Here is a 23,751-nt window from a genome sequence, read left to right as displayed (position 1 = left end):
GGCGGGACCTGCCCGCCCACGGGACCGGCGCACGGGGACGACGCCGACGTCGCGGTGTCCTGTGGTCGGCTCGCGCTACGCGTCGGCGACCACGACGGCCAGCAGTCCCGGACCGGCGTGCGCGGCGAGCACCGCACCGGCGTCGGCGACGAGGGTCTCGACGACGTGCGAGCCGGCGGCGTCGGCGAGCCGCCGCGCGAGCGCGTCGGCCGCGTCCGGGGGCCCCACGTGGTGGACACCGACACGGGCGCCCGCGCGCGCCGCGATCTCGGCGAGCGCGAGGTGCTCGAGCCGCTCGCGCGCGGCACGGCGCGTCCGGACCTTCTCGGCCACGACGAGCCGCCCGTCCTGCAGCGACAGCAACGGGCGCAGCCCCAGCACCGTGCCGAGCGCGGCGGCGCCCGCACCGAGCCGCCCTCCCCGCCGCAGGTGGTCGAGCGAGTCGACGAGGAACCACACGCGCGCGCTCTGCGCCGCGACGGTCGCGGCCGCCGCGACCTGCTCGGCGTCGGGCCACGTCGGCTCCGCCTCGCCCTCACGTCGGGCCGCGCGCGCGAGCCAGCGCCGGACCGCGGCCGCGCGGCCGACGGGGCGCGCGTCGCCGGCACCCTCGCCCGCGTCGCTCGTCGTGAGGGGCGAGGCCGCGCGGCGGGCGGCCGCGAGCGCGGCGAATCCCAGCCCGAGCGCGGCGCCTCGGGAGTCCACGACGCGCACCGGGACCGGGCTGACCGTCGCGGCCGTGCGCGCCGAGCGCACGGTCCCCGACATCTCCCCCGACAGGTGCACCGAGACGATCTCGTGCGCGCCCGCCGCGGCGGCACGCTCGTACGCCGCCGCGAACGCGGACGGCGGCGGCTGCGACGTCGTCACCCTCGCCCCGCGCTCGAGCGCGTGCAGCAGCTGGTCGGGCGTGACGTCCACGCCCTCGGCGTGACGCGCACCGTCGACGCTGACCTCGAGCGGCACGACGTGCAGCCCGACCTGCTCGGCGAGCCCGGGCGGCAGCGCCGCGGTCGAGTCGGTCACGACCGCGACGCGCGGCACCGCGGCGCCCGTCGGGCCGGTCAGGCGGGCACCACGTTGACGAGCTTGGGCGCCCGCACCACGACCGTGCGCACGTCGCGACCGGCCAGCGCGCGCTGGACGCCCTCGTCGGCGAGCGCGAGCGCGCGCAGCTCGTCCTCGGAGACCGAGGTCGGGACGTCGGCACGGCCGCGGACCTTGCCCTGCACCTGGAACACGCACGTGACCGTGTCCTCGACCAGGTGCTGCGGGTCGGCCTGCGGGAACGACGCGTGCACGACCGACTCGTCGTGGCCCAGGCGTGCCCACAGCTCCTCGGTGACGTGCGGTGCGACCGGCGCGGTCATCACGACGAGCGCCTCGACCGCCTCGCGGGGCGCGCGGTCGAGCGTCGTGAGGTGGTTGTTGAGGACGATGAGCTTGGCGATCGCGGTGTTGATGCGCATCGCCTCCATGTCCTCGCGGACGTCGACGATCGTGCGGTGGAGCACGCGCAGCGTCTCGGCGGACGGCGCCTCCTCGCTCACGACGAGCTCACCCGTGGTCTCGTCCACGACGTTGCGCCACAGCCGCTGCAGGAACCGCTGCGCACCGACGACGGCCCGCGTCTCCCACGGCCGGGACAGGTCGAGAGGGCCCATCGACATCTCGTAGACGCGCAGCGTGTCGGCGCCGTACGCCTCGTACATCTCGTCGGGCGACACGGCGTTCTTCAACGACTTGCCGATCTTGCCGTACTCGCGGTTCACCGGCTGCCCGTCCCACGTGAAGCCGGTGGGCGACGCCTCGTCCTCCACGACCTCGGCCGCGGGCACGTATACGCCCCGCTCGTCGGTGTACGCGTAGGCCTGGATGTAGCCCTGGTTGAACAGCTTGTGGAACGGCTCGGCGCTGCGGACGTGGCCCAGGTCGTAGAGCACCTTGTGCCAGAACCGCGCGTACAGCAGGTGCAGCACGGCGTGCTCGACCCCGCCGACGTACAGGTCGACGCCACCGGTCGAGCCCGCGGGCTGCGAGCCGTGGCCCGGCCCCATCCAGTACTCCTCGAGCGCGGGGTCGACCAGGCGGTCGTCGGAGTGCGGGTCGAGGTAGCGCAGGTGGTACCAGCACGAGCCGGCCCAGTTGGGCATGGTGTTTGCGTCACGCCGGTAGGTCTTGAGCCCGTCGCCCAGGTCGAGCTCGACGTGCAGCCAGTCGGTGTTGCGACCCAGGGGCGGCTCGGGCTCGGAGTCCGCGTCGTCGGGGTCGTAGGTGCGCGGCGAGAAGTCGGGGACGTCGGGCAGCTCGACGGGCAGCGCCGAGTCGGGCAGCGCGATGGGCGTGTCGTGCTCGTCGTAGACCACCGGGAACGGCTCGCCCCAGTAGCGCTGCCGGCTGAACAGCCAGTCGCGCAGGCGGTACGTGACGGTGCGCTCGCCGACGCCCTTGGCCTCGAGCCACGTGACGATGCGCTCCTTGGCCTGCGTGACGTCGAGGCCGTCGAGGCTGATCTCGTCGTTCGCCGACCCGACGACCAGGCCGTCGTGCGTGCGCGCGCCGGGCGGCGTGCCCTCGGGCGCGTCGACCGTGTAGACCACGGGCAGGCCGAACGCCTCGGCGAACTGGAAGTCGCGCTCGTCCCCGCCGGGGACGGCCATGATCGCGCCCGTGCCGTAGCCCAGGAGCACGTAGTCGGCCGTGAAGACGGGCAGCAGCTCGCCGTTGACCGGGTTGACGGCCAGGTGCCCGGTGAACACGCCGGTCTTGCGCCCGGCGTCCTGCTGACGCTCGAGCGCGGTCTTGGCGGCGGCCTGCGCGCGGTAGGCGGCGACCGCGTCGGACGGCGTCGCGTGCCCGGCGGTCCAGGCGGTCGACGTGCCGTCGGGCCACGCGGCGGGCAGCTCGTCGAGCAGCGCGTGCTCGGGCGCCACCACGAGGAACGTCGCGCCGAACAGCGTGTCGGGGCGGGTCGTGAAGACCTCGACCTGCTCGCCGCCCTGCACCGCGAAGCGCACGCGTGCGCCCGTCGAGCGGCCGATCCAGTGCCGCTGCATCGACTTGACCTTCTCGGGCCAGTCGATGCGCTCGAGGTCGTCCGTGAGCCGGTCGGCGTACGCCGTGATCCGCATGTTCCACTGGCGCAGGTTGCGCTGGAACACCGGGAAGTTGCCGCGCTCGGAGCGCCCCTCGGACGTGACCTCCTCGTTGGCCAGCACGGTGCCCAGCCCGGGCGCCCAGTTCACGGGCGTGTCGGACAGGTACGCCAGTCGGCGCGAGTCGATCACGCGGCGGCGCGTCGCGGCGTCGAGGTCGGCCCACGTCGCGCCCGGCGTGACGCCCTCGACGTCGGCGGGCAGCGCGCGCGTGCCGGCCTCGTACTCGGCGACGAGCTCGGCGACCGGGCGCGCGCGCCCGGTGCCGCCGTCGGGGCGCACGGCGTCCTCGTCGTACCAGGACTCGAAGATCTGCAGGAAGATCCACTGCGTCCAGCGCACGTAGTCCGGGTCGATCGTCGCGAACGAGCGGCGCGGGTCGTGCGCGAGACCCAGGCGACGCAGCTGGCGCTGCATGATCGCGATGTTCGCCTCGGTGGTGGTGCGCGGGTGCTGGCCGGTCTGCACCGCGTACTGCTCGGCGGGCAGGCCGAACGCGTCGAAGGCCAGCGCGTGCAGCACGTTGTCGCCGCACATGCGGCGGTACCGACCCACGACGTCCGTCGCGATGTACCCCAGCGGGTGCCCGACGTGCAGGCCCGCGCCCGACGGGTACGGGAACATGTCCATGACGAAGAACGGACGCGCGCCGGGTGCGGCGAGGCGGCCCGCGCCGTCGGTGAGCGACCCGACCGGGTTGGGCGTGTGGAACGTGCCGCGCCGGTCCCACTCTTCCTGCCAGCGCAGCTCGATCTCCTGCGCGAGGGCGGCGGTGTAGCGGAACGGGACGTCGTCGGGGGTCGGGTTCGGGGACTGGTCGCTCACCCGGGAATCCTATCGACGCCGCACGGGCGCCCGGTGCGCGGACCGCGCAGGACCGGCGGGCCGTCCGGTTCGTCCCTAGGATCGCGTCATGTCGGACAGCACGCCGTCGTCGTCGGGCAGGTCGTCGGACGCGTCCGCGGGGGAGACCGCGGACGCCGAGCTCGCGCGGCTCGAGGCCGCGGCGGCACGTGCGGCGGCCGACGCGGCGCGCGCCCGCGCCGAGGCGGCCGAGGCGGAGGCCGCCGCCGCGACCGCCGCGCTCGACGCCGCACGCCGCGCGGCCCGTGACGCCGGGGACGGCGTCGGGAGCGGGGCCGGGGACGACGTCGCGGCCTCCCCCGCGATCCCGGTCGACCCGGCGACGGCGGACGGACCGAGCGGACCCGCCGCGACCGTCTCGGACCTCGAGCGCACGGTCACGGCGGGGTACGCCGCCGCGGGACCGACGCTCGACCTGGGCGTGCTGCTCGAGGACGGCACGCCCCGGCCCGGTGCGGTGGTGCGGCTCCCGCTGGGGATGCTCAACCGGCACGGGCTCGTGGCGGGCGCGACGGGCACCGGCAAGACCCGCACGCTGCAGCTCATGGCCGAGCGGCTCAGCGCGTCCGGGGTCCCGGTGTTCGTCACCGACGTCAAGGGCGACCTCACCGGGCTGGCCGAGCCCGGGGTCTCGTCGGAGAGGCTCGCTGCGAGGACGGCGGCGCTCGGCCAGCCGTGGTCGGCCACGTCGTTCCCGGTGGAGCTCTACGCGCTCGGCGGGGCGGGCGACGGCGTACCGCTGCGGACCACGGTCACCGACCTCGGGCCGCTGCTGCTGGCCAAGGTGCTGGGCCTCAACGCGACGCAGGAGTCCAGCCTGGGGCTGGTGTTCCACTGGGCCGACCAGCAGGGGCTCGCGCTGCTCGACCTGGCCGACCTGCGCACGACCCTGCAGTGGCTGACGAGCGACGACGGCAAGGTCGAGCTGAAGGGCATCGGCGGCCTGTCGGCCGCGACGGCCGGTGTGATCCTGCGGCAGATCGTGGCGCTCGAGGCGCAAGGCGCCGGGGCGTTCTTCGGGGAGCCGGCGTTCGACGTGACGGACCTGCTGCGCACCGCACCGGACGGGCGCGGCGTGGTCTCGGCGCTCGAGCTGCCGGACGTGCAGGACCGGCCCGCGCTGTTCTCGACGTTCCTCATGTGGCTGCTCGCGGAGCTGTTCGAGGTGCTGCCCGAGGTCGGCGACCCCGAGCGGCCGCGGCTCGTGTTCTTCTTCGACGAGGCGCACCTGCTGTTCGCGGACGCGTCGAAGGCCTTCCTCGCCGAGGTCGTGCGGACGGTGCGGCTCATCCGCTCCAAGGGCGTCGGGATCGTGCTCGTCACGCAAAGCCCGAAGGACGTCCCTGCCGACGTGCTCGGGCAGCTGGGCAGTCGCGTGCAGCACGCGCTGCGCGCGTTCACGCCCGAGGACGCCGCCAGGCTGCGGGCCGCGGCCCGGACCTACCCGTCGTCGACCTACGACCTGGAGCAGGTGCTGCAGCGGCTGGGCACGGGCGAGGCGGTCGTCACGGTGCTGGACGAGAAGGGCGCGCCGACGCCGGTGGCGTGGACCCGGCTGTACGCACCCGAGGCGTCGATGGGACCGGCGGCCGCGGCGACGGTGCACGCCGCGGTCGCGACGTCGCCCGTCGCGGCGCGCTACGTGCAGCCGGTCGACCGCGAGTCGGCGCACGAGCTGCTGCAGGCGCGCATGGCCGACGCCGACGCGTCACGGGCGGCGGCACGGGCCGCCGAGGCGGCCGAGGCCGACGCGCGGGCCGCGGAGAAGGAGGCCGCCCGGGCGGAGCGGGAGCGGGCACGGGCCGAACAGGGCCGCCGCGGGTCGGCGCGCGGGCGGGGCGGCGACCCCCTGGAGTCGTTCCTCAGGTCAGCGGGCACCCAGCTCGGCCGGGAGATCACCCGCACGATCTTCGGGACGCGTCGGCGCCGGCGATGACGCGTCCGTGGCCCGAGCCGGCGGCTGCGTGCGCCCGACGGTCAGGACGACGAGCAGGCCGAGCGCGGTGAGCGCCGCGCCGACCCACGCGGGGGCGAGCAGACCCCAGCCGGCGGCGATGACGAGCCCGCCGAGGAACGCGCCCGCGGCGTTGCCGAGGTTGAGCGCCGAGTGGCACAGCGCGGCGCCGAGCGACGGCGCGTCGGGCGAGACGTCCATGAGGCGCGTCTGCAGGGACAGCCCGAGCACCTGCGACGTCACGCCGAGCAGCACGATCGCGGGGATCGCGGCCCAGGCGTAGGGACCGACCAGGGCGATGAGGACGAGCACGACGATCGTGGCGACCATGCCCGCCACGACCGTGCCGAGCACCGAGCGGTCCGCGAGCCGCCCGCCGACCAGCGTGCCGACGGTCATGCCGACGCCGTAGAGCGCGAGCACGAGCGGCACGAGGCCGACGTCGAGACCGGTGACGTCGGTGAGCAGGGGCTTGACGTAGGAGTACACCGAGAACATGCCGCCGAAGCCGACGGCGCCGGCCGCGAACGCGATCCAGAGCTGACGGTTGCGCACGGCGGCGAGCTCACCGCGCACGCTGGCCGCCGGGTCGGCCGGGAGCGACGGCGTCCAGGCACGCAGCGCGAGCAGCGTGACGATCCCGATCACGCCGACGCCGACGAACGCCGAGCGCCACCCGATCGCGTGCCCGACGATCGCGGTGAGCGGCACGCCCACCGCGCACGCGACCGTGAGGCCGGTCATCATCGCGGCGACCGCGCGGCCACGGCGGGCGGGCCCGACGACCGCGGTGCCCATGACCGCGCCGACACCGAAGAACGCGCCGTGCGGGAGCCCGGCGAGCAGGCGCGCGGCGACCAGGGTCTCGGCGGTCGGGGCGAAGGCCGAGAGCACGTTGCCGACCGTGAACGCGACCATGAGGAGCAGGAGCAGACGCCGGCGGTCGAGACGTGCACCGAGGGCGGCGAGCGTGGGGGCGCCGAGGACGACGCCGAGCGCGTACGCGGTGATGGCGTGCCCCGCGACGGGGATGGTCACGTCGAGGTCGTGGGCGATCTCGGGGAGCAGGCCCATCGTGGCGAACTCCGTGGTGCCGATGCCGAAGCCGCCCAGCGCGAGCGCGAGCAGCGCGGCACCGACGCGCGTGCCGGGCTCGCCGGCGCGTGGCGTGGGGCGGGGGGTGACGGTCACGGACGATCCTCGAATCGATTCGAAACAGACGCGGAGGACGCCGTCGACCACCTGCGGGGATGGCTCGAGCGTACGTCAGGCGCGCGGAGCGAGCCAGATCGCCCCCGCCGCGACCTCCGCCAGCTCGACGCGTCGCTCGGCGCCGTCGACGCGCACGCTCACGGTCCCCGTGACCGCGCGCCGCTCGTCGAGCTGCACGGGCGCGTCCAGCACCAGGCCCACGTCCTCGAGGTAGCGCAGCAGCTCGGGGTCCGCGTCGGAGATCCGCGCCACGCGGTACTCCCCCGCCGCGACCTCCCACATCGGGTGCGCGTCCGGCAGGTGCACGGTGCCGTCGGCGGCCGGGATCGGGTCGCCGTGCGGGTCGCGGTCCGGGTGTCCCAGCAGGTCCGCGACGCGCTCGACGAACCGGTCGCTCACCGCGTGCTCGAGCACCTCGGCCTCGTCGTGCACCTCGTCCCAGCCGTAGCCCAGGCGCTCCACCAGGTAGGTCTCGATCAGGCGGTGCCGTCGCACCATCGCGACCGCGTGCGCGCGTCCCGCGTCCGTCAGCTCGACCGCGCCGTAGGGCCGGTGCGTCACCAGCCCCGCGTCGGCGAGTCGCTTGACCGTCTCCGACACGGTCGACGCGCCGACGCCGAGCCGCGCCGCGAGCAGGCCCGTCGTCACGGGCGCGTCGGACCACTCCTGGGCTCCCCAGATCACCTTGAGGTAGTCCTGGCTCACCGCGGTCAGGGGTGCAGGGCTCTGGCTCACGGCCCCCAGCGTAGGGCGATCACGAGCCGTCGACGCTCCAGTGCCAGGGCTCCCCCGGCAGGTTCTCCAGGCCGTACGCCCCCGCGTGCTCGACGAGCCAGGCATACGCCGCCGACCCCGCCCCCACCGTGCGCCCGCCGCTCGTGACGTCGATCGCGAGCCCGCGCTCGTGCCGCGACGACCCCGGCCGCGCGGTGCTCGGCGAGCACGCCGACGCCGGCTTGTCGTACACGTCGTGGTCGGTGGGGCCGCAGTGCGCGCGCCGCAGCGCGACCTGCTGGTCCGTGCTGCGCCACCCGCCACCGCCGAGCACGACCCCGTCGGCGCGCGCCGCCTCGACCATCGCGTCGACGGCCTCGGCCAGGCACGCGTGCACGCGGATCCCGGACCGCGTGCGGACCGTGTCGGCCTCGGGCACCGGCCCGTCGACCTGCGCGCAGCCCACGGCCGGCACGCCCACGGGCACACGGTCCGCGGGCACCGCGACCTGCCACAGCACCTCACCCCGCGGCGACACGAGCAGCACGGCCGCCTCCTCGAGCACGAGCCGGGCACCGTCGTGACCAGCCGTCGCGGCGCTCCACACCGGTGCGCCCGCGTCGTCGAGGAGCACGAGGTCGCCGTCGGGCTGCAGGCGCGCGAGCGCCGCACCGACGCGCCCCGACGTCCACACCTCCTCGCCGTCCCACGTCGCGACGAGCGCCCCGTCGCGCACCGCGACGCCCAGGTGGCCCGAGGGCGATCCCAGCGACGCGCCCGGCGCGAGCTCCCCGCCGGGGGCGAGCGTCGACGGGCCGATCGGCGCCCCCGAGCTCCACACCGCCTCACCCGCGTCGTCGCGCAGCACCAGCGTGCCGTCGTCGTCGACCTCCAGGGACGTCGCCCCGAGCCCCGCGGTCCGCGAGCGCCACACGCGGTCGCCGTCCTCGTCGACCGCGACCAGGTTCCCGTCGGCGCGCAGCTCGAGCGCGACCGCGGCGGCCGGCGTGCCGGGCTGCGGGGCACCGGCGGGCGCGGCCGTCGCGGCCGCGGGCTGCGGCGCGGTCGCGACCTGGGGCGCCCACCGGACGCTGCCGTCGGGCCCCTGCAGCTGCACGCCCGCACCGGGCACGACCAGCAGCGTGTGCCGCCCGTCGGGCGACGCGAGGACGTCGTCGCCGGTGAGCCGCGCCGGGCCCACCAGGGTCGACGGCGGCTGCGCGGTCCCGCTGCTCCAGACGACCGTGTCGTCGGGTCCGGTCACCACGACGTCACCGTCGTCGAGCACCCGCAGGGTCCCCGCCGACCCACCCGTCCCGGTGCTCCACACGAGCGTGCCGTCCGGCGCGACGAGCCGCACGTCGCCCGAGTCGTCGGTCGACAGCGTCGACCCCGCGACCCCGCGCCCGGTCGACCACCGCGCCGGGGCGTCGAGCGCGTACAGGCCGAGCGCACCGTCCGGCTGCACCACGAGCGTGTGCACGCCGCCCGGTGCGAGCAGCGCCTGCCCGGGGGCCAGTCGCTCGCCGGGACGCAGCACGTCCTCGCCCGGGCCCGCGAGCGCCGGTGCCGCCCCCGCGAGCACCAGCACGACCGTGACCGCGCCGATCGCCTGCCGTCGCACACGCACCCCCTCGCCGCGCGGCGACGGGCACGACGACGGGCCCGGTGCACGCGCGACTCCCAGGGCAGCACCCGCGGGGCGTGTGCGCAACCCCCTGGGCCGCGACCGGCGACGTGCGAAGCGCTTCAGCCGTCCGACGCGTCGGTGCCGGCGGGGGCGTCCGGCGCCGCCGCGGGGTCGTCCGCCGGCGGCCCGCCCCACGGCAGGCGAGCCTCGTCCTGGTTCCCGACCACCCGGGGCCAGGGTGACCGGGGGTTCACCGTGACGGTGGCCTGCGGGGTGACCTCGACCACCTGGTAGTCGAGCACGCGGCGCGCCTGCGGGTCGAAGCGCAGCACCGTCATCTGCGCGATGCCGCGCAGCGGTCCGACGGTGGGCTGGTTGAGCGTCGCACCGGCCGTGCTCGACGAGATGTAGCGGATGCCGAGCCCGACCTGCTCGGGGTCGACGCGCCGGTGGTAGTGGCCCGAGACCTGCGCGGGTACGCAGCCCTCGTCGAGGGCCGCGTCGCCCACCGTCGGGGTGTGGATCAGCAGCAGGTCGACGTCGCCCGCCTCGCACGCGACCTCGGCGAGCCGCGCGCCCATCTCGGCGGGCGTCTCCGCGGAGGCCGCCGCCGTGCCGCCGGCGCCGACGCGCGTCTCCTTGGGGTCGTGGTCCCCCAGGATCCGGACGCCCGCGACGTCGACGACGCCGCCGTCGAGCACCGTGGCCCCGGCCCGCGCGTACATCGCCGAGGTCTCGCGCGAGTCGTGGTTGCCGGGCGAGGTGACGAGCTGCACGCCCGAGGGCACGGCCCTTGCGAACGACGAGACGCAGTACTGCTCGACCGACGTGCCGTTCATGGTCGTGTCACCGGCGTCGAGGACCGCGTCCGCGCCCGCGAGCTCGGCCAGCGAGCCGATGAGCGTCGCCATGCCCACGTTGCAGTGCAGGTCGGAGACGACGACCAGGACGACGGGGTCGACCTCGGGCGTCGGCGACGCGGACGGCGTCGGGCTGCGCCGCGGCCCGGGCGTGCCCGCCGGCGCGTCCGCGTCGAGCTCGGCCGGCGGGTCGGTCTGCGGGTCGGTCTGCGGGTCGTCCTGCCCCCCGCCCGACGGGTCCGCGGCGGCCTCGCCCTGGCTCGCGTCGCCGCCGTCCCCCGACGCGCCCGCCCCGTCGCCGGCGGCCCCGTCGTCCTGCGCACCGGGCGGACCGTCGACCGCCGCGTCCGCCGGGCGCGCGGCCTCGTCGTCCTCCCACTGCTGCCACGCGGCGACCAGCGCGTCGCCGGCGTCGCGGTAGAAGCTCTCGTTCTGCCGCCACGCGTCGACCGCGTAGGCGCCGTACGTGTCGATGACGCCACCGAGCCGACCCGTGACGCGCGCCCCCTCGAGCGGCGTGCCGTCGAAGACCGCCGACGACAGGTGACCCACCCCGGGCCGGTCCCCCGGGCCGACGCTCGACGTGAGGACGGTCGCCCCCAGCACGAGCGCGAGCGTGCCGGCGGTCACCGGGCGCGCGTGCGCGCCGAACCACGCGGCGATCTCGTCGCGGCGTGCGAGACCCACAACCGCACGCAGCACCCACCACGCGGCGACGAGCACCACGAACGCGAGCGCCGAGCGCAGCAGCGCGTCGCTGACGAGCGCGACGGCGATGTCCCGCACGGCGGTGGCCGGGCCGGAGAAGAACTGCACGTACGCCGACAGGTCGTTGCTCAGCGCCTGCAGCGTGCGTGCCTCGCCGAGCTCGGTGACCGACGACGGGATCTCCTGCACCGTGGCCCGCACGCCCAGGGTCAGCGGCAGGGGCGAGTCGATCTGCAGCGTGCCCAGCGGGCCGAAGTCGATCGTCACGGTCGAGTCGGTCGTGACGTCGTACCGCGTGACGTGCGGTCCCAGAGCGCTCTGCACGGACGCCGTGGTCACGCCGAACACGACCGAGGCGACGGCCGCGAGCGCGACGAGGCCGACGACGGGCCACCAGCCGCGCCGGGGACGGCGCGGTCGCCAGCCGCGGACCGCGCCGACCAGCCGCTGCCCGACGCGTGCCCGGCCGGGGCGGTCGGCGGTCTGCTCGCCGGGCGTGCGGGGCCCGTCGGGCGGGGTCGTCGTGGGGTGCTCCATCGGGTCCGAGCCTAGACGCGAGGGCGCGCGTCGGCGCGTCGCCGCCCGGGCCGACGCGGCGTGCGCGGCGGCCCGGCCGCGAGCGTGCGACCGACCGTCCGGGCCCGTCGCCGAGGCCCCGGTCGCCGCTCGATCAGCCCGCCGCCCCGGCCCGCGCCGTCAGGAGCGCTCGTCGCGCCAGCGCACCCACTTCTCGGTGAGCGTCAGGTCGTAGTCGGGGCCGCTCGCGCTCGACGTCAGCAGCCGCACTCCGGCTGCCAGCAACGCGTCGCCGGCCTCGGCGGGGTCCTGCCCGTCGACGGCCGCGGAGCGCTCGACGAGCGTCGCGGTGTCGCGGCCGACGGCGGCGCCGTGCTCGTCGAGGATGGCGCTCTTGCGGCGCAGGGTCTCGACGTCTCCGAACGAGTGCCAGATGTCGGCGTGCTCGGCCACGACGCGCAGCGTCTTGCGCTCGCCGCCGCCGCCGATCATCACGGGGATGTCCCGCACGGGCGCCGGGTTGAGCCGCGCCCACCGGTCCTTGATGCGCGGCATCGCCTGCGCGAGGTCCGCGATGCGCGAGCCCGCCGTGCCGAACTCGTACCCGTACTCGTCGTAGTCGCGCTGGAACCAGCCCGCGCCGATGCCCAGGATCAGGCGGCCGTCGCTGATGTGGTCGACCGTGCGGGCCATGTCGGCCAGCAGCTCGGGGTTCCGGTACGAGTTGCACGTCACGAGCGCGCCGAGCTCGACGCGCTCGGTCTGCTCGGCCCACGCCGCGAGCATCGTCCAGCACTCGTAGTGCAGGCCGTCGGGGTCGCCGTAGAGCGGGAAGAAGTGGTCCCAGTTGAAGACCACGTCGACGCCGAGGTCCTCGGCGCGCAGCACCGCGTCGCGGATCTGGCCGTAGGTGGCGTGCTGGGGCTGGAGCTGGACGCCGATGCGCACACCGGCCGTGGAGATCTCGGTCACACGCCCACGCTAGACCCGCGACCGGCGTGGTCGCGCGGCCGGGCCGGTGGTGGGCTGCCGGGGTGACGGGCTACTGGTAGGTGACGAGGTCCGGCACCGGCTGCACCTGGTACGTCTGCGCCGGGTCGAGCATCGGAGCGTCCTCGTCGTAGAAGTTCTTCCAGCCCCAGTGCACGGGCGGTGCGCCGGTGCGCAGCGTCGCCCACGTGCCGGCCTTGGCCGGCTGGCTGCCCTGCCCGTCGACGTGGATCAGGGGTGCGAGCTCGTCGTGCGACGTGTCGAGGCGCTCCCGCTCGGTGATCATGCGCAGCGAGAACTGGTGCAGCACGAACATCTTCTGCGGCAGGCCGCGCTCGCGCGTGAAGCCTGCGAGCCACGCCGCCGTCGCGTTGACCTCGTCGATCCCGACCGAGCCGATCTGCCGCAGGTGCACCTGGTCGGGCGCGAGCCGCCACTCGGGGTCGAGCGCGAGCCCGACGTGCGGCAGCGCGAGCAGGTCGGCGTAGGCCTGCGCCTGCGTGACGAAGTCCTGGCGGCCCGGCTGCAGGTCGAGGACCACGTACTGCCCGGCGGCGCCGGCCGCCTCGACGAGGGGACGCAGGTCCTCGACGGGACGCTTGCGCGAGTAGCTGCCGTCGGCCTCGGGCCCGCCCGAGGCGATGGTCGCGATGATCTCGACCGCGGGCACGACCGTGTCGGCCGTCAGGGAGCGGAACGGCGCGGCGTGCTGCTCGGCGCGCGCGATCGTCGCCGGCACGTCCTGCTCGCCCAGCACGCCGAGCGCCCCCGACCCGGGAGTGCCGTACAGCGCGACGTACTTCTTGCCGGGCTGCCCGGGGACCGCCGGGAAGACGAGCTGACCGCCGCCGGGCAGCTCGACGCCCGTGCGCGCTGTCGCGACGCGCGCGGCGAGCTGCTCGGGCGTGCCGAACGTGTCGCCGAACGCGACCACGGCCGCCGGGGCGGCGGACGCGACGGCCTGCACCGTGGCGGACGTCGCGCGCGGGTCGCCGCCGGGGACGTCGAGCACGACGACCCCGAGCGCGCGCAGCGTCGCGGCCGCGGCGAGCGGCACGGTGCCGTCCGCGAACGCGACGACGCCGTCGGCGGTCACCGGCGCGGTCGCGGGCAGCGTGGTCGCGGGCAGCGCGGTCGCGGTGCTGCTCGGCCCGGCGGTGTCGCTCAGGGCCGGGTCGGTCGCCGCCGGGTCGGTCGAGGCGGCATCGGCCGGGCCGGGGTCGACCGAGGCGGGGTCGGTCGAGGCGTCGCCGGTCGGGCCCGCGACGAGCACGGCCGGCTCGGGCCCCTCGAGCGCACGGACCGCGGCGTCCTCGCCGCCGGGGCCGACGACGACCGGCGCGCCGAGGTCCGCGCCCGTGGCAGCTTCGAGCGCGTCGGCGTCGGCACCCGACGCCGCCGGGACGGACGCGACGCCGTCCGGGATCGCGTCCGCGGGCACGTCCCCGACCGCCAGCACGTGGGTGGCGCCCAGACGCTCGAGCTCACCCGCGACGTCCGCGCCGTCGGCGGCGAGCAGCACGGGCGCACCGAGGGCGACGGCGGCGCTCGCGGCGGTCAGCGCCGCGGTGCCGTCCCCCGCGGGGGCGAGCACGACGACGGGCGCCGACGCCAGCAGGGTGCGCGACGTCGTGAGCGCGGCCTGCGCGTCGTCCCCCGTGACGACCGTCGCTGCCGGCGGCGCCTGGACGACCGGGTGGATGGGGTCAGCAGGCGCCGACGCGGACGGCGTGGTGGTGCCGGGAGCGTCGGGCGTCGTGCCCCACGAGCACGCGGCCGTCAGCGCGACCGCGACGGCGGCCGCGATCGCGACCACCCGCGGGCGACGGCGCCCGGTCGTGGCGTCGTCGGACCCGTCGGACCTCTGCACGTGCACCCGCACCTCCCGCGGTCGCGCGGTGCCCCCACCGCGGGCCGGCGGTCGCCGACGGGTCGCCACTGTAGGCAGGTCGCCCCGTCGCCGCAGCCTCGGGAACCGGGACGTTCCGGGGCGAGGCCCGTGCGACGCGCCGGGTGCACGAGCCCACCTGCGGCGACGCGCACCCCGGGGGATGATCGACGCGTGGACGACGAGACGCGCACGAGCCCGAGCAGCGAGACGACCACGGACGCGGCCGGCGGGACGACCCCCGACGGTGCGTCCGCGCACGACCGTCCGGGCGTCTACGTGACGCCCGGTGCGGGGTACGAGCGCGACACCCGCTACCTCACCGACCGCATCACGGCGGACGGCGCCGAGGGCTGGCCCGTCGAGGCGGGCCGCTACCGGCTCGTCGTGTCGCGCGCGTGCCCGTGGGCGAGCCGCGCGGTGATCGTGCGACGCCTGCTCGGGCTCGAGGACGCGCTGTCGATGGGCATCTGCGGGCCGACGCACGACGAGCGGTCGTGGACGTTCGACCTCGACCCGGGCGGCGTGGACCCGGTGCTGGGCATCCCGCGCCTGCAGGACGCGTTCCTGGCCCGCGACCCGCAGTACCCGCGCGGCATCACGGTCCCGGCGATCGTCGACGTGCCCTCGGGCAAGGTCGTGACGAACGACTTCGCGCAGATCACGCTCGACCTGCAGACGCAGTGGTCGGCGTTCCACCGCGACGGCGCGCCCGACCTGTACCCGCTGGCGCTGCGCGACGAGATCGACGCCGTGTCGGGCGAGATCTACCGCGAGATCAACAACGGCGTGTACCGGTGCGGTTTCGCGGGCTCGCAGGAGCAGTACGACCGCGCGTACGCGCGGCTGTTCGACGCGCTCGACCGCGTGTCCGAGCGGCTGGCCGACCGGCGGTACCTGGTGGGTGACTCGATCACCGAGGCGGACGTGCGCCTGTTCACGACGCTCGTGCGGTTCGACGCCGTGTACCACGGGCACTTCAAGTGCAACCGGAGCAAGCTCACCGAGATGCCGGTGCTGTGGGCGTACGCACGCGACCTGTTCCAGACCCCCGGGTTCGGCGACACGGTGGACTTCGTGCAGATCAAGCAGCACTACTACGAGGTGCACCGGGACATCAACCCGTCGGGGATCGTGCCGCAGGGGCCCGACACGCGCGGCTGGCTGACGGCGCACGGCCGCGAGGCGCTGGGGGGACGCCCGTTCGGCGACGGCACGCCGCCGGGACCGGTGCGTGAGGCCGAGCGCGTCGTCGCGGGGCACGGGGCCGGGGAGGTCTGAGCCGTCCGGGACCACGGTCCCCGCCGGCGGTCCATGATGGGTAATACGTTACCCATCATGGACCGCCCCACCACCGAGAGCGACGTGCTCGGCGCGCTGTTCGTCCTCACGCAGCACCTCACGCGGTACGCCGACGACGCGCTCGCGCGCTACGGCGTGACGGCCCGGCAGTGGCTGCTCCTCGCCGTGCTGGTGCGCGGCTTCCCCGGGGAGCGCCCGACCCTCACGCAGGCGGCGCACGCCTACGGGACGTCGCGCCAGAACGTCAAGCAGGTCGCCCTGCAGCTCGCGGCGCGCGGCCTCGTGACGCTCGAGCCCGACCCGGACGACCGACGGGCGACCCGCCTGGCGGTCACCCCGCTGGTCGCGCGCACCTTCGACACCTCCGACGCCGCCGCGCACCAGCGTGACGTCGTCGCCGCCGTGTTCGCCGACCTGCCCGACGGCGACCTCGCCACGCTCGGACGGCTCGTCGAGCGCTGCCTCGGCACGCTGCGCACGGCGGCGGACCGGTGAGCGCGCGACCCGCCGGCGCGCGCCGTACGGTCCGCGTCGCGCTGGGGTGCGTGGTGGTCGCGCACGGGCTCGTACACCTGCTGGGCGCCGTCGCCGCGTGGTCGCCGGCGTCCGTGCCCGCGCTGGCCGTGCCGCGCGCCACCGGGGTGGCGTGGCTCGCGGTCGCGGCCGTGACCGTCGTGGCGGGCGTCGGGCTCGCGGCCGGACGCGCACGCTGGTGGCGCGCGGGCGCCGTCGCGGCCGCGGGCTCGGTCGCGCTCGTCGCCACGGCGTGGCCCGACGCGGCGGCCGGGCTGGTGCCCGACGCGGTGCTGCTGGCCGCCGTGCTGCACGGGTGGTGGTGCGGTCACGCCGCGTCGCCGCGCGGGCGGTACCGCACTGCGGTCGCGGCGCTCACGGGTTCCCCGGCCGACTCTCCCGCACACCCGTCGGCCCCGCCGCCGTCGACCGCACCCACGACGCCCCGCACGACGCGGGAGCGCGTGACGACCCCCGTGACCGACGCCGACGTCGACGCCCTGCCACCGCTCGTCGCGCGCTGGCTGCGCCGCACGGACGCGGTGGGACCGCCCCGCGTGGGCGTCGTCCGCACGACCGTCGAGGGCCGGCTGCGCGGCGGTCCCGACGAACCGTGGATGCCGTTCACGGGCGAGCAGACCAACACGTTCGACGCCGACCCCGTCCGGCTGTTCCTGCTCGACGCGACGCGCGGCGGGCTGCCGGTCGACGTGCTGCACGTGCTGCGCGACGGACGCGCGACGATGGCCGCACACGTGCTCGGTGTCGTGCCGGTGATGCGCGGCGCCGGCCCCGACCTCGACCGTAGCGAGGTCGTCACGGTGCTCGACGACCTGTGCCTGCTCGCGCCCGCAGCGCTCGTCGACGCACCCGTGACCTGGCAGGACGTCGACGCGCACCGCGTCCGCGCGACCTACCGGACCCGGACCCAGCAGGTCGACGCGGTGCTGACGTTCGACGACGCCGGCGACCTGCGGGAGGTCGCGTCCGACGACCGCGGGCGCGCGTCGGCCGACGGGCGCACCTCGACGCCAACGCACTGGTCGACACCGGTCGACGGCGTCGCGGTCGACGCGTGCGGCCGCCGCGTCGTCACCGGACGCGCCCTGTGGCACGGCCCGGGTGCACCGTTCACCTACGCCGAGATGACGTTCACCGTCGAGCGGACGACGTGAGGGGTCAGATCCCGGTCATGCGGTGGTCGTGGCCGAACCCCTGCAGGAACCGCGGCCCGGTGCGCGCGAGCTCGGCCTCCCACGCGTCGACCCAGCCCGCGTAGGGCGCGCCGGCGAGGCCGTCGTTGGCGAACCTCGGGTCGGTCGTCACCTCGGTGACGCAGAAGTCGGGGATGGCCAGGTCCGTGACGGGTCCGCCGCGCTCGACCTCGGCGACCACGAGCGGGGCGTTCGCGCCGGCGAACACGTCGACGACCCAGCCGTCCTCGCCGAGCCACACCGAGTGCCGCACCTTGGCGACGCGCGCGCCGCCGCGACGCACCATCTCGACGCCCACGAGCGGGTCGATCTCCCGCTCGGCCTCGTACCGCGTGCCGCCGTTCATCGGCCCCTTGACCGTGACCGCGCAGAAGTCGACCTGCGCGGCGTACCGCTCGAGCAGCGTCACCTCGTCGTCGCGCACGTCCACGCCCGCGACCGACGAGACCTGCGCGCGCACCCGCAGCGCGAACCCCTCGTCGGCCAGGTAGTAGCTCTGCACGATCAACGCGGGCGCCGGGTCGAGCAGCTCGGAGGGCACGCAGCGCGCGACGAACCGTCGCTCGAACTCGAAGTCGCCATACCCGGTGTCGCTCATCGTCGCCCGCCGTCCCGACGGCCCGTGCGGCCGCCCGGCACCACGGTACCCACCCCGCCACGGGCGGTGGCCGCTCCACCAGGGACGACGCGCCGAGGCGCCCCTCGGCGCCGCGCAGGAGCGCGCACGGAGCAGGGCTCGTGGTGGTGCGGCGTGGCGTGGCACAGTGGCCTGCATGGCGGCGGGGGCGTCACGGGACGCGGCGACGGCCGACGACGAGAACCCTGGACCGGGGGCCCGCGCTCGGCGCGGACCCCGCGCGGTCGCCGCCCTCGCCCGGTGGTGGAACCGCTTCTCCCCCGCGGGCCTCGTGGGAGCGCTCGTGCTGTTCGCTGCGGCGCTCGGGCCGTCGCTCATGCCCCGCAGCCCGCTGTACCAGGGGGCGATCGCGGGCGTCTGCGCGGCGCTCGGCTACGGCGTCGGCACGTTCGTCGGCTGGGGCGGGCGACGCATCGGCCTGCGCGCGCCGTGGCCGCGCGAGCGTCGCACGCTCGCGCGGCGGTGCGGCGCCGGGGCCGCGCTCACAGTCGTCGTGTGGGCGCTGCTCGTCGACGCCGACTGGCAGAGGCGGGCGCGCGCGCTGCTCGACATGGGCGACCCGACGCCCGCGCGGCCGCTGCTCGTGCTCGTCCTCGGCGCCGGGCTCGCGCTGCTGCTCGTGCTCGCCGCACGCGGCCTGCGGTCGGCCGTGCTCGCGGTCGCCCGGCTCACGGGGCGGCTGCTGCCGCCGGTCGCGGCACGGCTCGTCGCCGTGGCGGTCGTCGCGGTGGCTGCGTACCTCGTCCTCGACGGGACCGTGGTGGCGGGGGTCAAGCACGTGCTGACGACGACGTACGCGGCGCTCGACCAGGACACGTACCCCGGCGACGAGCCGCCGACGTCGTCCCTGCGCAGCGGCTCCCCCGACTCGCTCGCGGCGTGGGGGACGCTGGGCCGCGAGGGCCGCCGGTTCGTCTCGGGCGGGCCGGACGTCGACGAGCTCGCGCGGTTCTCGCGGGCCGCGGGACTGGACCGCGACGTGCGCGAGCCCGTGCGCGTGTACGCGGGCCTCGACGCGGGCGACGACCTCGACGCGGTCGCCGCCCTGGTCGTCGACGAGCTCGACCGCACGGACGCGTGGGACCGGTCGGTGCTCGTCGTCGGGACCACCACGGGCACGGGCTGGGTCGACCCGCCGGCCGCCGCGGCGGTCGAGCTCCTCTGGGGCGGCGACACCGCGATCGCGGCGATGCAGTACTCGTACCTGCCGAGCTGGGTGAGCTTCGTCGGCGACCGCGCGACCCCGCCCGCGGCCGGGCGCGCGCTGTTCGAGGCCGTGCACGCACGCTGGTCGCAGCTGCCCGAGGACGACCGCCCCGCGCTCTACGCGTTCGGCATCTCGCTGGGCAGCTACGGCTCGCAGGGTGCGTTCGCGTCGCTGCCCGACGTCGCCGCGCGCACCGACGGCGCCGTGTGGGCCGGCACGCCGGGGTTCACGCCGCTGTGGCGCGACCTCACCGACCACCGCGACCCGGGCTCGCGCGAGATCCTGCCCGTGGTCGACGACGGCCGGCGGGTCCGGTGGGGCGACACGTCCCGCACGGCCGACGCGGCGACGTTCGGCGGCGGGGCGCGCTGGGAGCGGCCCCGCGTCGTGTACCTCCAGCACGCGTCGGACGGCGTCGTGTGGTGGTCGCCGGACCTGCTGCTGGCCGAGCCCGACTGGTTGCGCGAGCCCCGCGGCGAGGACGTGCTGCCGGACGTCGACTGGTTCCCCGTCGCGACGTTCTTCCGCGTCGGGATCGACCTGTTCGTCGCGGGTGAGGCGCCCGCCGGGCACGGGCACACCTACGTCGGCGAGTACGCCGACGCGTGGGCCGCCGTCGCGCCGCCGCCCGGGTGGACGCCCGCAGCCACGACGTCGCTGCGCGGCGTCCTCGAGGATCCGCGGGGCACGTCCGTGGGCGCACGCTGAGACCACCGCGACCCGGTGCACGACCGGGGCGCCGGCGTCGGGGCGGGGCCACGCCGTCCCGTCCCCGGGGGCGCCCGCGCGCCGTGTGAGACACTGGCAGCCGAGTGGCAGCGCGGACGACCGCGCGCCCCGCGTCGTGGAGTCCCCCCGGGCATCGTGCGGCGGACCCCGACCCCCCACCGGCCGACACCCGGCCTGAGAGGCACCATCCTGTGACGACCTTCACCGACCTCGGCGTGCCCGAGGTGCTGGCCCGCGCCCTCGCCGCCCAGCAGATCACCACCCCCTTCCCCATCCAGACCGCGACGCTGCCCGACACGCTGCGCGGCAAGGACGTGCTCGGCCGCGGACGCACCGGTTCGGGCAAGACGCTCGCGTTCGCGCTGCCGGTCGTGACGCGCCTGGCCGCGTCGGGCACGCCCCGTCGCGCCCGCCGGCCGCGTGCGCTCGTGCTCTGCCCGACGCGTGAGCTCGCGACGCAGATCGAGGCGACGTTCGCACCGCTTGCGGCCGCGGCCGGGCTGCGCACCACGACCGTCTTCGGCGGCGTCGCGCAGTCGCGTCAGGTCACGGCCCTCGACCGCGGCGTCGACGTGCTCGTCGCGTGCCCCGGCCGGCTCGAGGACCTGCTGCGCCAGAACCTCCTGACGCTCGACGGCATCGAGATCACGGTCCTCGACGAGGCCGACCACATGGCCGACCTCGGCTTCCTTCCCGTCGTGCGTCGGCTGCTGGACCGCACGCCGCAGCGCGGGCAGCGGCTGCTGTTCTCGGCGACGCTCGACAACGGCGTCGGCACGCTCGTCGACCGCTACCTCACCTCGCCCGTCGAGCACGCGGTCGACCCGGCCGCGCAGACCGCGGTGGCGAGCACGCACCACGTGCTCGAGGTCGCCGACGTCACGGTGAAGCGCGACGTCGTGCACGCCCTCGCGGCGGGACGCGGGCGCCGGGTGCTGTTCATGCGCACCAAGCACCACGCGAAGAAGCTCGCGAAGCAGCTCAACCAGGCGGGCATCCCCGCGGTCGACCTGCACGGCAACCTCGGCCAGGGTGCGCGCGAGCGCAACCTCGCCGCGTTCTCCTCCGGCGAGGCACGCGTGCTGGTCGCGACCGACATCGCCGCCCGCGGCATCCACGTCGACGAGGTCGAGCTGGTCGTGCACGTCGACCCGCCCGCCGAGCACAAGGCGTACCTGCACCGCTCGGGCCGCACCGCGCGAGCGGGTGCGGCCGGCACGGTGCTCACGCTCCAGCTCCCGGAGCAGCGCGCGGACGTGCGGTCGATGACCCGTGCGGCCGGCATCTCGGTGACGCCCGTCGCGGTGCGGGCCGACGACGCGCTCGTCCGGCAGCTCGCCGACGCACCCGGCACCGTCGCGCCCGCGGCGGGCGGCGGCGGCGTCGCCGCACCGGCAGCCACGTCGGGGGCCGTCCGGACCGCCACCGCCGACGCCACGCGTGGCGGTCGCCAGGGCGGGGGTCGCCAGGGCGGCGGCCGGACGGTCCCGCGACGGCGGCCGCCGTGACGAGCGCGCCCCGGGCGAGGTGCGCGACCGCGGACCCGTCCGTGGCACCGCCGGGACGCCGGACGAGCGTGACGGTCAGCGTCGCCGCTCGGGCACCCGCGCGGCGAGCCGCCCGGCCGGTCCGGCGACGGCCGCCGGCGTCGGCTCGACGGGGCCCGCCGCCGAGCAGCAGCGCTCGTCGGCCACCACGGGCGCGGACGGTGCGACCGGCCAGCGCCGGCGCCGCCGTGGCGGCCGTGGCCGTGGCCGCAGCGGTGCCGCCGCACCGACCGTCTGACGTCCCGCCCCGCACGGGGCACCCTGCACGCGGGCCCCGGCCGTTCCTCGACCCGAGGGCTGGTCGGGGCCCGTGTGCTGGGTCCGCAGGCGGCGCAACCCCGGGCTGACGGCGTGGGCGACCCGGGTCCGGTCGATCAGGTCGATCAGGTCAGGTCGGCCGGATCAGGTCGGTCGGGCCAGGTCCGGTCGGGTCAGATCCGGTCGGTCAGGTCGGATCGGTCAGCTCGGCCGGGAGCCCGAACCGCGCGAACAGCGGCGCGCCGAACCACACGGTCACGTGCCGGACGCCGTCCGCGGCGACGGTCACCTGCTGCACCTGGAAGGCGCGGTGCACGCCGTCGGGGTCGCGCATGTACATCGCGAACGCGGGCAGGCCGTTGGCGCTCGTGGGGACCATGCGCATGTCGCCCGGCCCCTGGGCCGGGCACCACGTGCCGATGAGCTCGCCGACCGCCCGCGGGCCGGCGTACCACCCGGGGAACGGCGGCATCTCCCAGACCACGTCGGCCGCGAGCAGGTCGACGATCGCGGCGACGTCGTACGCCTCGAACGCGGCCACGTACCGCTCGAGCAGCTCCTTGTGCCGCGGGTCGGTCGGCTCGAGGGGCGTCACGTGCTGCACGCCGGCCATGTGCGCCCGGGCACGCTGGAGCGTGGAGTTGACGGCGGCGACCGACAGGTCCAGCGCGTCCGCGACCTCGGCCGCCGACCACGCGAGCACGTCGCGCAGGAGCATCACGGCGCGCTGCTGGGCCGTGAGGTGCTGCAGCGCGGCCACGAACGCCAGCCGGACGCTGTCCCGGTCGACGGCGACCTCGGCCGGGTCCTGCGGCGCCCGGGTCCACACCAGGTCGTCGGGCAGCGGCTCGAGCCACGGCGTGCCGAGGTCCTCGCGCGGCTGGTCGCGCGGGTCGGCCGCCGGTGCGCCGATGCCCGTCGGCAGCGGCCGACGACGACGGCCGTCGAGGTGCGTGAGGCACGCGTTGGTCGCGATCCGGAACATCCAGGTGCGCAGCGACGAACGGTTCTCGAACCCGCGCATCGCACGCCAGGCGCGCAGGTACGTCTCCTGCAGCATGTCCTCGGCGTCGTGCACGGAGCCCGTCATGCGGTAGCAGTGCGCCAGGATCTCGCGTCGCATCGGAGCGAGCCGCTGCGCGAACTCGTCGGCGGTCAGGTCGGTCGGCACGGGCGCACCGGCGGGTGCCGCGGCGGCCCCGGGTGTGGTCGTCGTCACACCCACGACGGTAGCCCCGACCTCCGACATCCCGCAGCCCCGGTGACCCGCGACGGCGGCGCGGGTCGGTACACGTGCACCCGCCGTCACCCGGACCGGCGGCCGCATCGAGGAGCCCTGCGTGGACCGCATGATCTTCGTCAACCTGCCCGTCGGCGACCTCGCCCGGGCACGGACGTTCTACACCGGCCTCGGGCTGACGGTGAATGAGATGTTCAGCGACGAGCACGTCGTGTGCGTCGTCGTGTCGGACACCATCTGCGTCATGCTGCTCGACCACTCCCGCTTCGCCGACTTCACGCCCCTGCCCATCGCCGACGCCCGCACCACCACCGAGGTCCTGCTGTGCCTCACCGCCGCCGACCGCGCCGAGGTCGACGCGCTCGCGAGCGCGGCGCTCGCGCACGGCGGCCGCGAGCTGCGACCCGTCCAGGACGAGGGCCCGATGTACGCGCGCACGGTCACCGACCCCGACGGGCACGTGTGGGAGCTGCTGCACATGGACCTCGCCGCGTCGGCCTGAGCTCGGCGCGGCGCGGACGGGCACGGGCACGAACAGGTACGGGCACGGACAGGTACGGACGTGCACGGCGGGCGCACTCCGGCACGGCGGACGTGTCGTCGCCTCGTGCCA

17 protein-coding genes are annotated in these 23,751 nt (G+C 76.2%); 7 read left to right on the top strand and 10 right to left on the bottom strand.

The features are described from left to right. Window positions 1-75 precede the first annotated feature (75 nt). Window positions 76-1,026, bottom strand: a complete 951-nt coding sequence (locus ATM99_RS01970) for a DegV family protein (RefSeq protein WP_082659134.1) — start codon at window positions 1,024-1,026, stop codon at window positions 76-78. 38 nt (window positions 1,027-1,064) lie between these two features. Continuing rightward, window positions 1,065-3,980: a leucine--tRNA ligase gene (gene leuS, locus ATM99_RS01965; protein WP_062101272.1), complete on the bottom strand. Its 2,916-nt coding sequence runs from the start codon at window positions 3,978-3,980 to the stop codon at window positions 1,065-1,067. 88 nt (window positions 3,981-4,068) lie between these two features. Here leuS and ATM99_RS01960 point away from each other — a divergent pair, with 88 nt between their 5' ends. Continuing rightward, window positions 4,069-5,955 carry a helicase HerA-like domain-containing protein gene (locus ATM99_RS01960; protein WP_062101271.1) on the top strand — a complete coding sequence of 629 codons (1,887 nt, stop codon included), beginning with the start codon at window positions 4,069-4,071 and terminating at the stop codon, window positions 5,953-5,955. Here ATM99_RS01960 and ATM99_RS01955 read toward each other — a convergent pair. The 6 genes from ATM99_RS01955 to ATM99_RS01930 form a co-directional block, all read right to left on the bottom strand. Next, window positions 5,887-7,164 (bottom strand): MFS transporter, encoded by a 1,278-nt coding sequence (locus tag ATM99_RS01955; RefSeq protein WP_062101270.1) that lies wholly within the window; start codon window positions 7,162-7,164, stop codon window positions 5,887-5,889. The genes ATM99_RS01960 and ATM99_RS01955 overlap by 69 nt on opposite strands. 75 nt (window positions 7,165-7,239) lie before the next feature. Next, complete coding sequence (locus ATM99_RS01950; RefSeq protein WP_062101269.1) at window positions 7,240-7,920, bottom strand: metal-dependent transcriptional regulator; 681 nt, start codon at window positions 7,918-7,920, stop codon at window positions 7,240-7,242. Window positions 7,921-7,939: 19 nt separating this feature from the next. Beyond that, entirely contained in the window at window positions 7,940-9,523 is a 1,584-nt protein-coding gene (locus tag ATM99_RS01945; RefSeq protein ID WP_150118068.1) for a D-alanyl-D-alanine carboxypeptidase family protein, read from the bottom strand. Between the two features lie 125 nt (window positions 9,524-9,648). Further along, window positions 9,649-11,634, bottom strand: a complete 1,986-nt coding sequence (locus ATM99_RS01940) for a metallophosphoesterase (RefSeq protein ID WP_150118067.1) — start codon at window positions 11,632-11,634, stop codon at window positions 9,649-9,651. A 159-nt stretch (window positions 11,635-11,793) separates the two neighbouring features. After that, window positions 11,794-12,576 carry an LLM class F420-dependent oxidoreductase gene (locus ATM99_RS01935; protein ID WP_369797966.1) on the bottom strand — a complete coding sequence of 261 codons (783 nt, stop codon included), beginning with the start codon at window positions 12,574-12,576 and terminating at the stop codon, window positions 11,794-11,796. A gap of 79 nt (window positions 12,577-12,655) precedes the next feature. Then, the gene (locus ATM99_RS01930) at window positions 12,656-14,473 is read right to left on the bottom strand and encodes a hypothetical protein (protein ID WP_223304762.1); all 1,818 of its coding nucleotides are present in this window, start codon (window positions 14,471-14,473) and stop codon (window positions 12,656-12,658) included. Between the two features lie 297 nt (window positions 14,474-14,770). Between ATM99_RS01930 and ATM99_RS01925 the strand changes: the two genes are divergently transcribed. Genes ATM99_RS01925 through ATM99_RS01915 form a run of 3 tightly spaced genes read left to right on the top strand, consistent with a single transcriptional unit; the run spans window position 14,771 to window position 17,481 of the window. Continuing rightward, window positions 14,771-15,772, top strand: coding sequence for a glutathione S-transferase family protein (locus tag ATM99_RS01925; RefSeq protein ID WP_062101274.1), 1,002 nt, complete (start codon window positions 14,771-14,773; stop codon window positions 15,770-15,772). A gap of 57 nt (window positions 15,773-15,829) precedes the next feature. Beyond that, window positions 15,830-16,288 (top strand): MarR family winged helix-turn-helix transcriptional regulator, encoded by a 459-nt coding sequence (locus ATM99_RS01920; protein WP_062101266.1) that lies wholly within the window; start codon window positions 15,830-15,832, stop codon window positions 16,286-16,288. Next, on the top strand, window positions 16,285-17,481 hold the full coding sequence (locus ATM99_RS01915; RefSeq protein WP_062101265.1) for a DUF6544 family protein: 1,197 nt from the start codon (window positions 16,285-16,287) through the stop codon (window positions 17,479-17,481). The genes ATM99_RS01920 and ATM99_RS01915 overlap by 4 nt, the downstream gene beginning before the upstream one ends. A gap of 4 nt (window positions 17,482-17,485) precedes the next feature. On the opposite strand, the gene ATM99_RS01910 is transcribed toward ATM99_RS01915, so the two are convergent. Continuing rightward, complete coding sequence (locus tag ATM99_RS01910) at window positions 17,486-18,118, bottom strand: hypothetical protein (protein WP_062101264.1); 633 nt, start codon at window positions 18,116-18,118, stop codon at window positions 17,486-17,488. A 175-nt stretch (window positions 18,119-18,293) separates the two neighbouring features. Here ATM99_RS01910 and ATM99_RS01905 point away from each other — a divergent pair, with 175 nt between their 5' ends. Then, window positions 18,294-20,072 (top strand): alpha/beta-hydrolase family protein, encoded by a 1,779-nt coding sequence (locus tag ATM99_RS01905; protein WP_082659127.1) that lies wholly within the window; start codon window positions 18,294-18,296, stop codon window positions 20,070-20,072. Between the two features lie 212 nt (window positions 20,073-20,284). Further along, entirely contained in the window at window positions 20,285-21,601 is a 1,317-nt protein-coding gene (locus tag ATM99_RS01900; protein WP_062101263.1) for a DEAD/DEAH box helicase, read from the top strand. Between the two features lie 484 nt (window positions 21,602-22,085). Here the strand turns inward: ATM99_RS01900 and ATM99_RS01890 are convergent, their stop codons facing one another. Beyond that, window positions 22,086-23,117 carry a sigma-70 family RNA polymerase sigma factor gene (locus tag ATM99_RS01890; RefSeq protein WP_223304761.1) on the bottom strand — a complete coding sequence of 344 codons (1,032 nt, stop codon included), beginning with the start codon at window positions 23,115-23,117 and terminating at the stop codon, window positions 22,086-22,088. A 130-nt stretch (window positions 23,118-23,247) separates the two neighbouring features. Here ATM99_RS01890 and ATM99_RS01885 point away from each other — a divergent pair, with 130 nt between their 5' ends. Further along, window positions 23,248-23,640, top strand: a complete 393-nt coding sequence (locus ATM99_RS01885) for a VOC family protein (RefSeq protein WP_082659132.1) — start codon at window positions 23,248-23,250, stop codon at window positions 23,638-23,640. Window positions 23,641-23,751 lie beyond the last annotated feature (111 nt).

Source organism: Cellulomonas sp. B6 (genome assembly GCF_001462455.1).
Classification (GTDB): Bacteria; Actinomycetota; Actinomycetes; order Actinomycetales; family Cellulomonadaceae; genus Cellulomonas.
This window is presented reverse-complemented; position numbering and strand designations above follow the sequence as displayed.

Excerpts from the sequence above, each read along its gene's own strand:
- ATM99_RS01885 (WP_082659132.1), top strand. The coding sequence starts at position 23,248 with ATGATCTTCGTCAACCTGCCCGTCGGCGACCTCGCCCGGGCACGGACG.
- ATM99_RS01905 (WP_082659127.1), top strand. The coding sequence starts at position 18,294 with ATGGCGGCGGGGGCGTCACGGGACGCGGCGACGGCCGACGACGAGAAC.
- ATM99_RS01920 (WP_062101266.1), top strand. The coding sequence starts at position 15,830 with ATGGACCGCCCCACCACCGAGAGCGACGTGCTCGGCGCGCTGTTCGTC.
- ATM99_RS01940 (WP_150118067.1), bottom strand. The coding sequence starts at position 11,634 with ATGGAGCACCCCACGACGACCCCGCCCGACGGGCCCCGCACGCCCGGC.
- ATM99_RS01960 (WP_062101271.1), top strand. The coding sequence starts at position 4,069 with ATGTCGGACAGCACGCCGTCGTCGTCGGGCAGGTCGTCGGACGCGTCC.
- ATM99_RS01910 (WP_062101264.1), bottom strand. The coding sequence starts at position 18,118 with ATGAGCGACACCGGGTATGGCGACTTCGAGTTCGAGCGACGGTTCGTC.